This is a genomic window from Streptomyces sp. NPDC006510 (assembly GCF_040611955.1).
Lineage (GTDB): Bacteria > Actinomycetota > Actinomycetes > Streptomycetales > Streptomycetaceae > Streptomyces.
On sequence record NZ_JBEXPH010000243.1, the window covers coordinates 1 to 10,417 of the forward strand.

4 protein-coding genes are annotated in these 10,417 nt (G+C 72.3%); 1 reads left to right on the forward strand and 3 read right to left on the reverse strand.

Translation table 11 applies throughout. The features are described from left to right. Positions 1 to 282: 282 nt before the first annotated feature. Both ABZY11_RS39115 and ABZY11_RS39120 read right to left on the reverse strand, forming a co-directional pair. Entirely contained in the window at positions 283 to 486 is a 204-nt protein-coding gene (locus ABZY11_RS39115; RefSeq protein ID WP_356483733.1) for a peptidoglycan-binding domain-containing protein, read from the reverse strand. A 631-nt stretch (positions 487 to 1,117) separates the two neighbouring features. Next, positions 1,118 to 1,300, reverse strand: a complete 183-nt coding sequence (locus tag ABZY11_RS39120; protein WP_356483734.1) for a hypothetical protein — start codon at positions 1,298 to 1,300, stop codon at positions 1,118 to 1,120. Between the two features lie 1,349 nt (positions 1,301 to 2,649). Here ABZY11_RS39120 and ABZY11_RS39125 point away from each other — a divergent pair. After that, positions 2,650 to 3,645, forward strand: coding sequence for a helix-turn-helix domain-containing protein (locus ABZY11_RS39125; RefSeq protein WP_356483735.1), 996 nt, complete (start codon positions 2,650 to 2,652; stop codon positions 3,643 to 3,645). Positions 3,646 to 3,731: 86 nt separating this feature from the next. Here the strand turns inward: ABZY11_RS39125 and ABZY11_RS39130 are convergent, their stop codons facing one another. Then, positions 3,732 to 10,394: an amino acid adenylation domain-containing protein gene (locus tag ABZY11_RS39130; RefSeq protein ID WP_356483736.1), complete on the reverse strand. Its 6,663-nt coding sequence runs from the start codon at positions 10,392 to 10,394 to the stop codon at positions 3,732 to 3,734. Positions 10,395 to 10,417: the final 23 nt, after the last annotated feature.

A 10,417-nucleotide genomic window follows, 5' to 3' on the forward strand; every position in this document is an offset into this window, starting at 1 on the left:
CTTCAGGAGTCCACACAACCCCCGATGATCACGCGGTGGCCGTACGCGTTCCCAGCCGGGTCTACCAGCATCGCGAAACCAGACTGGAGTACTAGCCGTCCGAACACCCCTGTGACCCCGTCACGTTCGACGGGGCCACGCGCGGGACGCCAAGCCCCCTGGACGTTCCGGGACGGCTTGAACTGCCTCTCGTGCGCCACCTGCAAAACTCCGGCCGGCCCCGCCGAAGCCGGGCGCTTGCCCGTGCCGCCGTCGGGCAAGGCCACAGTCATCCGCGCAGCTCTATCCCGGGTAGGGGTCGTAGCAGTCGAGAGCGGGGTTGTAGAGAACGCTCCAGGTCTTGGCCCCGATGATTCCGTCCTTGGTCAGGCCGTGACACCCCTGGATCCACTTGATCTTGGTGCGCGTCCCGCTGCCGAAGATGCCGTCGACGTTCAGTTTGGGCACACCGCCCCAGACGTTCGACAGGCACTGGGCCTGCTTCACGGCCACTCCCGTGTTGCCGTACTGAATGGTCGGTCGGTAGGTCGACGAAGCGTAGGCACAGCCTCCGGGCACGGCACTGGCCGATGGCGCACTGACGCCCAGGACTCCGGCAGCGAGTACAACGGCACCCAGGACGGACATGATCCGGTGTTTCATGGCACCTTCCCCCACTCAAATGATCACTCTGTGTGATAATTCGTGACTGTAAGGACGTGAAGGTTCCCTGTCGACAGTGCCGGGTCGAAGTTCAGCCAGCACCTTTGCCCCGCGCGCCGCCTGCTGGGCAGGAGCGGCAGAGACGGACCGGTCCACACGTTCGAACCTCCCCCAGCCCACACCGCCCCGAGGCGGCGCGCCCGGTCGAGCAGTACGCTCCGGCGCCAGGCCGGGAACTGCTCCGCTACGCCCCGTGGAGCCTGTCGTGCCTGGCCCTGGCCGCGCCCTGCACGAACGTCGCCAGCAGTCGAGCAGCAGCCCGCCTCCGGCCCACACGACCGCTGATTTCGAAATGGTGAGGACGAGCAGGCACGCGGTCGCGGCGTACGTGATCAGCACCACTGCGGTCGGCGGTATCCGATACCACCATGGCCGGGTCACTGGTACTCCCACATGTTCTCGGGCTGACGGGGCCTCATCCGCGGGCATCTGCCTGTACAGCGGCAACGCGGGCCCACATCTCCGCAAGGCTCAACGCCTGTTCGGCATTGATGGAAAAGTCGAAGTGGCTCAACAGCCACTGCTGCCACTCCGACAGATCATTCAGCGACCGCGTGTTGGCGAGCTTCCGGGCAGCCTCCCGCTCCCCGGTAGTCACCTTGAACGCGCCTGCGACAACCGCCCAGTAATAGGCTTCGCTCGGCAGCGACGCTATGCGGTTCAGGCTCCGGCGCCGAGTTCCCCCAACTTCCCGCGCTTACTCCCGACATCAGTTCGAGAGCAGCCCAGCGGCGAGACTGGCCGGATATCGACGAGGCCCCCGCCGCTCCGCACGGCGCAGCGGCGTGCGCACGGCACACCCGTTCCGGCACGCTACCCGCAACTCCTAAACCGGGGCTCTCCTCGAATCCCCGGAAGACCTTCTGCTCACTTCTCGCATCCGAATCAGCATGCCCGTCCTCTGGCCCGGCCCCGGACTCACAGACACCCGGCCGTCGTCGACTCAACGGCGAAGAACCTCGTGTCCGTGAGAGCGGATACGAGACGGCGTCGGCAGTTCCCGCCCGGTGACTCTCAGCGTGCGAAGACCGGGCCGGCACAGGATGGTCCGCGGATCGGCGCAGTCGGGACGGGGGGCGCCGGTGCGGAGCGGGGCGCGGCCGGTACCGGCCTGGAGGATCGCGGTGGCCCGCGGGACGGGGCCGGGGCTCACGGCGGTGGAGTCGCGTGTGCGGCTGAATCGGCCACGAGACCAAGATCACGGATGTGCTGGGGACCCCGCATGGGGGACTGTCCCCCATATCCTCGGCCCCCTGACCGGTGAGGTAGAGGGGCGCACGGAGCGCCGCGGCGTCGGAGGACGACCGGTCGCGGCCGTGCCGCCCGACGAGGCAGGTCAGCGGCGTGCGCGGCTGAGGGTGCGACCGGGTGCCGTCCGGCCGAGGGGCGTACGAGCAGGTGGTCGGCCCAGCGGTATATGGGGGCATGCACGACGCACCATGGGGGACGCACGACCCCGGCCGCCACTACACGGCCCGGTCTGCCGCGCTTGCTTGTCGTGCAGGCCCGCAGGGCTTGGCCGGTCGCCCGATTAGCGTAAGCACGCGGCGGCCTGATCGGCCGTCCGATCGCACAGCGCTGCTACGGCCTGTGCAACCTCCGCCCGGTCGCGCCCGCCGACGAGCACGGAAGGCAACTCGTCGGCGGCCTGCGAACAGGACGGCGTGCGCAACGGTGTCCGGTCCGGTGTGCGCTCCGGCCGCGGGAGACCGGCTCGTCGAGGCGCGGGAGCCATCCGTGGGGGTGTCTTCGCCCGCCCCACGAGTGGTTGTCCCAAAGGAACTTGGGGGATCACCCCGCATCCGCCGTCGCTGCGGCACCCGCTCTACTGGTGTCCGGCCGGCGGGTTCCCGCGGTGACGTCCCGAGGGAGCGCCGCCGGTCCGAACTCGACTCGTGTCCCACAGCCAACAGGTGCCGTACGACAAGACATACAGGAGCGCACGACATGCGGACCTCTCTGGGTATCGACTCCGTTGCACGGAGTGTGTACATCTCGATGGTCGACCGGCCCGGCGCGGAGGTGGCCGAGCTGGCCGCGCAACTGAAGGAGACCGAGGAAACGGTCCGGGGCGGGCTGGAGCGGCTGTCCGCCCTGCTGCTCGTCGTTCCGGGGGACTCCGCCAGCGGCTGGCGGCCGATCGATCCGGAGGTCGGACTGGCAGCGATGCTCACCCGGCAGCAGGAGGAATTAGCCCGCCACCGGCTCCAGGTGGAGGGCAGCCGACTGGAGGTGACGCGGCTGCTGTCGGAGCGCGGGCGCGGCGGACGGGAGAGCGTTCCGGACGTCAAGTGGCTGGCCGGCGCGGACGCCGTGTGGCGGCACATCACCTCTCTCGCCGATGAGTGCGCGAACGAATGGCTGACCGTCGGACCGGCCGAGCGGCCGGACGCGGCGGCCTTCGAGGCCGGCCACTCGCTGGACGAAATCCTGCGGCGACGCGGTACGCCCGCTCGCGCCATCGTGTTGGAGAGCGTCCGCAACGACCCCGAGGCGACGGAGCGCCTGCGCCGGAACGAGGAGTGCGGCGGCGCCGTCCGCACCCTGCCGTCGCTGCCGGTGTGGATGATCGTCTCCGACCGCAGGCACGCCGTCGTGCCGGTCACGAGCGGCCGCAGCGTGGTCGGCGCGATGGCGTGCGGCGTCGAGTCGGTCACGGAAGCCTTCGCGACCCTGTTCGCCCGGCTGTGGAAGGAAGCCCTGCCGCTCGCGGAGGCACGCCCCCGTACCCGCGGCAACCTCTCCCTCCAGGAGCAGCACGTGCTCCGGCTGTGGGCGCAAGGGCTCACGGACGCGGCGGCGGCCCGCCGGATGGACGTCTCACTGCGCACGGTGCGCCGGCTCTCGGAGAAGCTGACCGACCGGTTCGGTGCCCAGAGCCGGTTTCAGCTCGGCGCCCTCGCGATCGCCAGCGGCGGCATCCGCGCCGAGGACATGGCCTGAACCGTCCCATCTGGCGTGACCGGGCCGTGAAGGGGCCGGACCTCGGCGACGGGGTCCGGCCCCTTCACGGTGTGGCACCGGGCGGGTCACCCGGCCGGTGCGAACTGCGCCGTGATCGCCGCCATCATCAGGTCGGCGATGCCCTGGGCGAGTTGCGCCGGGGTGGGCGAGTCGAACACGGCTCGCACCGGCACATCGACCCGCAGCGCCTTCCGCAGCCGGGAGGCCACCTGCGTGGCGAGCAGCGAATGCCCGCCCATTTGGAAGAAGTTGTCGTGCACGCCGACGCGGTCGATGCCCAGCAGCTCCTGCCACACGGCGGTGACGGTCCGCTCGACGGCGTTGCGCGGCGCCGTGTACTCCCTCCCCAGATCCGGCCGCTGGTGGTCCGGCACCGGCAGGGCCGCCCGGTCCACCTTGCCGTTGGCGGTCAGTGGGAGGCGCTCCAGCGTGACGAATGCCGCCGGGATCATATAGTCGGGCAGGAACCGCCCCAGGTGGGCGTGGAGATCCGCGGTGCTCGGCGCGTCCGCGCCGGTGGCCACGAGATACGCCACGAGCCGCTTGTCGCCGGGCGTGTCCTCGCGGACGATCACACCGACCTCGCCGATGCCGGGGTGGGTCAGCAATGTGGACTCGACCTCGCCGAGCTCGATGCGGTTGCCGCGGATCTTCACCTGGTTGTCGATCCGCCGCAGGAACTCGAGCTGCCCGTCCGCCCGCCACCGCACCAGGTCACCGGTGCGGTAGACCCGGGTGCTCACTCCTTCGGCCTCGTACGCGGTGAACCTCTCCTCGGTCAGCTCCGGCCTGCCCCGGTAGCCGCGGGCCACCGGCACGCCCCCGATGAGGAGTTCGCCGGGCACCCCGACCGGCACCGGCCGGCCGTGCTGGTCCACCACGAACGCCAGGGCGTTGGAGACGGGCCGGCCGATCGGCGGGACCGCGTCGCCGGGTTCGACCACCGTCGAGGTGGCGAGGACCGTGGTCTCGGTGGGTCCGTAGTTGTTGACCACGCGGAACGGCAGCCGTGCCCGCGGCGGCATCCGCAGCCGGTCACCGCCGGTCAGCACGTAGTCGAGGGTGCTGTCCGCCGCCCACGGCAGCGCCGCCAGGGCCTCGAGCATCGGCGTGGACAGGAACGTGGCGTGGACGCGCTGCTCGCACAGCCAGTCCCGCAGCAGATGCGGGGTGAGCCGGACGGTCTCGGTGGTGACGCAACAGGTCGCGCCGCGGATCAGGCCGAGCCACAGCTCCCACGCCGCCGCGTCGAAACCGATCCCGGCCAGCAGCGCGATCCGCTGCCCGGGTTCCAGTCCGTACTCCCGCGCCGTCCAGTGCACCAGATTGACCACGCTGCGGTGCTCGACCTGGACGCCCTTGGGGCGGCCGGTGGAACCGCTGGTGTAGATCAGGTAGGCAAGGTGGTGCGGTGCGGCGGCCGGCCGGGGATCGGTGTCCGGCTCGCCGGCCAGCGTCGCGGTGTCCTCGTCGAGCAGCAGCAAGGGTACGTCCGAGGGCAGCCGGCCGGTGTGCGCGGAGCCGGTGAGGACGACCGGGGTCGCGGTGTCCCGCACCATGTACGCCAGCCGCTCCGCCGGATAGTCCGGGTCCAGCGGCACATACGGCGCCCCCGCCTTCAGGATGCCCAGCACGGCCGTCACCAGATCGGGGCCGCGCTCCAGACACACCGCGACCGGCATGTCCGGCCGCACTCCGTACCGAGTGCGCAGGTGGTGGGCGATCCGGTTGGCGCGCGCGTTCAGTTGGCCGTAGGTCAGCGTGCCCTGCGGCCCCTCGACGGCCACCGTGTCCGGCTGCTGGGCCGCCCGCTCCTCGAACAGGCCGTGCAGCGTGGCGGTGTCCGGGAAGGCGGCCGCGGTGTCGTTCCACTCGACCACCGTCCGCCGCCGTTCCTCGGCAGTGAGCAGGCACAGCCGGGACAGCCGTGCCGCGGGCTCGCGGGCCACCGTCTCCAGCAGTGTGCCCAGGTGGCCGGCCAGTCGGGCGACCGTGTCCCGTTCGAAGAGGTCCGTCCGGTACTCCAGGGCGCCGCGCAGTCCGCCGTCCACGTCCTCGGACATCACCAGGGTGAGGTCGAACTTGGCGTCCGGCAGCGCGACTGTGAACGGCTCCACGTCCAGCCCCGGGAGGCTCCAGCCATGCTCGTCCGGCGTGTTCTGGAACACGAACATCGTCTGGAACAGGGGGTTGCGGGACGGGTCCCGGTCGGGGGCGAGTTCCTCCACGAGGCGTTCGAAGGGCAGGTCCTGGTGGTCGTAGGCGCCGAGGGCGGTGTCCTTGACCCGGTCGAGGAGTTCGGTGAACGCCGGGTCGCCGGAGAGATCGGTGCGCAGGACGAGGGTGTTGACGAAGAAACCGATCAGTTCCTCCGTCTCGGCGCGGTTGCGGCCGGCGACCGGGCTGCCGACGGTCACGTCGTCCTGGCGGGCGTACTTGACCAGCAACACCTGGAAGGCAGCCAGCAGCACCATGTACAGGCTCGCGGTGCCGCTCCTGGCCGCCTTTTTCAGCCCGGCGGCCACTGCCGCGCTCACCTCGAACGTCACGGTGTCGCCGCCTCCGGGCCGCCCCGCCGGACGGCGGTGGTCGGTGGGCAGTTCCAGAGGTTCCACCCCGGCGAGCCGATCCCGCCAGTACGCCAGCTGCCCCTCCAGCACGTCACCGGTGAGCTGCTGTCGCTGCCACACGGAGAAGTCCGCGTACTGCACAGGCAGTTCCGTGTCCTCGGGCGGGATGCCGGTCGTCGCCGCCCGGTAACCCTCCCGTAGTTCGCGCGCCATGACCGGCTCCGACCAGCCGTCGCAGGCGATGTGGTGCACCGTCAGCAGCAGGTGTGCCTCCTCGTCGGCCAGCCGCACCAGGTGCGCGCGCAGCAGCGGTCCCGCCGCCAGGTCGAACGGGCGGGCGGCCTCCGCGCGGGCCAAGTGCCGTGCTGCCTCCTGTCGTTCCTCGGTGTCGGCGATGTGCCGCAGGTCGTGGACGGCCGTGTGCACCGGCGTCGGCGGATCGACGACCTGCGCCGGCTCACCGTCGTCGTCGGCGACGAACCTCGTCCGCAGGATCTCGTGCCGCGCCAGCATGCGGGTCAGCGCCGCGTCGAGGGCATCGGTGTCCAGCGCGCCGCTGACGCGCAGTGCGAAGGGTACGGCGTACTCCGCGCGTCCGGGCTCCAGTTGGTCGAGGAACCACAGCCGCTGCTGGGCGAAGCTCAGCGGCAGTGGCCCGCCGGTCCGGTCGGCCGACACGATTCGCTCCGCACCGGCCGTCCCGTCGGCAGCGAGCTCCGCCACGGCCGCGGCCAGCCCGACGACGGTGGGTGCCGCGAACAGCTCCCGCACCGGCACCTCCACACCCAGCGCGTCCCGCAGCCGTGACGTCACCTGGGTGGCGAGCAGGGAGTGGCCGCCGAGCTCGAAGAAGTTGTCGTCCACACGGGTGACCTCGGTGCCCAATACCTGGGACCAGGCCGCCGCGATCGCGCGCTCGACCGGAGTACGAGGGGCCGGACCGCCGGCCTCGGATGCGCGGGGCTCGGGCGCGGGCAGCTCCCGCCGGTCCACCTTGCCGTTCGGGGTCAGTGGCAGCCGCTCCAGCGCCACGAACGCGGACGGCACCATGAAGTCGGGCAGTTCACGGCGCAGCCGCCCGCGCAGGGCCTCGCCGCGCACCGTAGCGCCCGCTGCCGGGACGACATACGCGACCAGCCGCTTGTCGCCGGGGGCGTCCTCGCGGACGACGACGGTGGCTGCGGCGACGTCGGGGCCTGCCAGCAGCACCGCCTCGATCTCACCGGGCTCGATGCGGTGCCCGCGCAGCTTCACCTGGTCGTCCAGCCGCCCCAGGAACTCCAGTTGCCCGTCGGCCAGCCAGCGCACCCGGTCCCCGGTGCGGTAGACCCGGCGCGGTGTGCCGTCGACGTCGGCGGTCACGAACCGCTCCGCCGTCTGGCCCGGCTGCCCCCGGTATCCGCGCGCCAGCCCAGCGCCACCGACGAGGAGTTCGCCCGGCACCCCGGTCGGCACCGGCCGGCCGTACCGGTCCACCACGTACACGAAGGTGCCGCGCACCGGGCGGCCGATCGGCGGCACGGCCGTGCCGGTGACGACCTCGGCCGAGGTCGTCACCACCGTCGACTCGGTCGGCCCGTAGTTGTTGACGACGCGGAAGGGCAGGCGCAGCCCGGCCGGCAGGCGCAGCGCGTCACCACCGGTCAGCACGTACTCCAGGGAGGTCGGCTGCGACCAGTCGAGGGCCGCCAGCGACTCCAGCATCGGCGTCGAGACGAAGGTGCCCGTGACCTGCCGCTCGCTCAGCCAGCGCTGGAGCAGCGCCGGCGTCAGCCGCACCGTGTCGTCGGGTACGCACACGGTGGCACCAGTCGCCAGCGCGGGCCACAACTCCCACGCCGCCGCGTCGAACCCGACCCCGGCCAGCAGCGCGACACGCCGTCCCGGGGCCGCGCCGAAGGTGTCGGCCGTCCAGCGGACCAGGCCGACCAGGCTGCGGTGCTCGATCTCGACGCCCTTGGGCCGGCCGGTGGATCCGCTGGTGTAGATCACGTACGCCAGGTCGCCGGGGGACGCTGCGGGTTCCGGGTCGTGGGCCGGCAGGTCCGCGAGGGACGGCCAGTCCCGGTCGGTGAGGAACCGGCCGGGCTCGTCGGGCAGCCGTGGGGCCCAGGCGCTGTCGGTGACCACGAGCGCGGCCCGCGCGTCCGCGACCATGTGGGCGAGCCGGTCGGCGGGGTGCTCCGGATCCAGCGGCAGGTAGGCGGCGCCGGACTTGAGTACCGCCAGCAGTGCGGTGATCTGCTCGGGGCCGCGCTCCAGGCACACGGCGACCGCGGCCCCGGGACCGGCTCCGCGGAAACGCAGGTGCCGGGCGAGCCGGTTGGCCCGCGCGTTCAGCTCCCGATAGGTCAGTTCTCCGCCGGCCGAGAGCACCGCCGTCGTGTCCGGCCGCAGGGCGGCGCACTCCTCGACGAGCCGGTGCACCGTCGCCCCGGCCCCGGCTTCGGCCCCGGTGTCCGCGGCGGACGCCGTACCGCTCCACTCGGCCAGCACCCGGCGCCGCTCGGCACCGGTCAGCACCTCCAGCTCGGACAGTCGGCGCTCCGGGCCGGCGACCGCCGCGCACAGCAGCGTGGTGAAGTGCCCCGCCAGCCGCTCCGCCGTGTCCGGTGCGAACAGGTCGAGGGCGAACACCAGATCGCCGTCGAGCGAGCCGTCGGGCCGCTCGGTGAGAATCAGGGTCAGGTCGAACTTGGCCTCCTCCTCGCGGACGGCGAACGGCTCCACCGCCGCTCCGGGCAGCTGCCAGGCGTGCCCGTCAGGGGTGTTCTGGAGCACGAACATCGTCTGGAACAGGGGGTTGCGGGACAGGTCGCGGTCGGGGGCGAGTTCCTCCACGAGGCGTTCGAAGGGCAGGTCCTGGTGGTCGTAGGCACCGAGCGCGGCGTCCTTGACCCGGTCGAGGAGTTCGGTGAACGCCGGGTCGCCGGAGAGATCGGTGCGCAGGACGAGGGTGTTGACGAAGAAACCGATCAGATCCTCCGTCTCGGCGCGGTTGCGACCGGCGACCGGGCTGCCGACCGCGATGTCGTCCTGACCGCTGTACTTCGCCATCAGCAGCTGGAACACCGCCAGCAGCGACATGAACAGGCTCGCCCCCTGCCCCGCCGCCAGCCGCCGGGCCGCGCCGGCCACGTCGGCGGGCACCGAGAAGGACACCGTGCCGCCCCGGCCCGACCGCTCGGCCGGCCGCCGGTGGTCGGCCGGCAGTTCCAGCGGCCGTACTCCGGCGAGCCGCTCCCGCCAGTACGCCGACTGCCCCGCCAGCGCCGGACCGTCCAGCACCTCGCGCTGCCAGCTCGCGAAGTCCGCGTACTGGAGGCCGAGGGGGGCCGGGGTGCACGGCCGGCCTGCCATCGCCGCCCCGTACAGCTCGCCCAGCTCTTGAGCCAGGATGCCCTCCGACCAGCCGTCGGAGACGATGTGGTGCACCGTGAGCAGCAGCAGCCACTCCGTGTCGGCCACCCGCACCGCCACCGCACGCAGCAGCGGCCCGGTGGCCAGGTCGAACGGCCGTCCCGCCGCCTCGCGCAGCATCTCGCGCGCGGCGTCGGCACCGAGGTGCCGGGCGTCGTGGACGTCCACCGCCACCTCCCGCACGGCGTCGACGACCTGGAACGGACGTCCCGTGGCGTCCGCGACGAACCGGGTCCGCAGGATCTCGTGCGAGGCGGTCAGGGCTGTCAGCGCGGCACCGAACGCGTCCGGCGCGAAGTCCCCCTCGACCCGCAGCCCCACCGGGATCGCGTACTCGGCCCGGCCCGGCGCCAGCTGGTCCAGAAACCAGAGGCGTTGCTGCGCGAAGGACAGCGGCAGGGCACCCGCCGACCGGTCCGCCCGCGGGATCGCGGCGCAGGTCCCCGGATCCAGCGCGTCCACGGCCGTCGCCAGCAGCGCCGGCGTCGGCGCGTCGAACAGCGTCCGGTACGGCACGTCCACCCCGAGGTCCCGACGCAGCCGGGAGGCGACCCGGGCGGCCAGCAGGGAGTGACCGCCCAGCTCGAAGAAATCGTCGTCCGCGCCGACCTCGTCGACGCCCAGCAGCTCGGCCCAGATGCCGGCGACCGCCCGCTGCGTGGGTGTACGCGGCGCGGCGAACGCGGCGGTGACGTCCGGGCGGTGGCCCTCGGGCGCGGGCAGCGCCCGCCGGTCCACCTTGCCGTTCGGGGTGAGCGGCA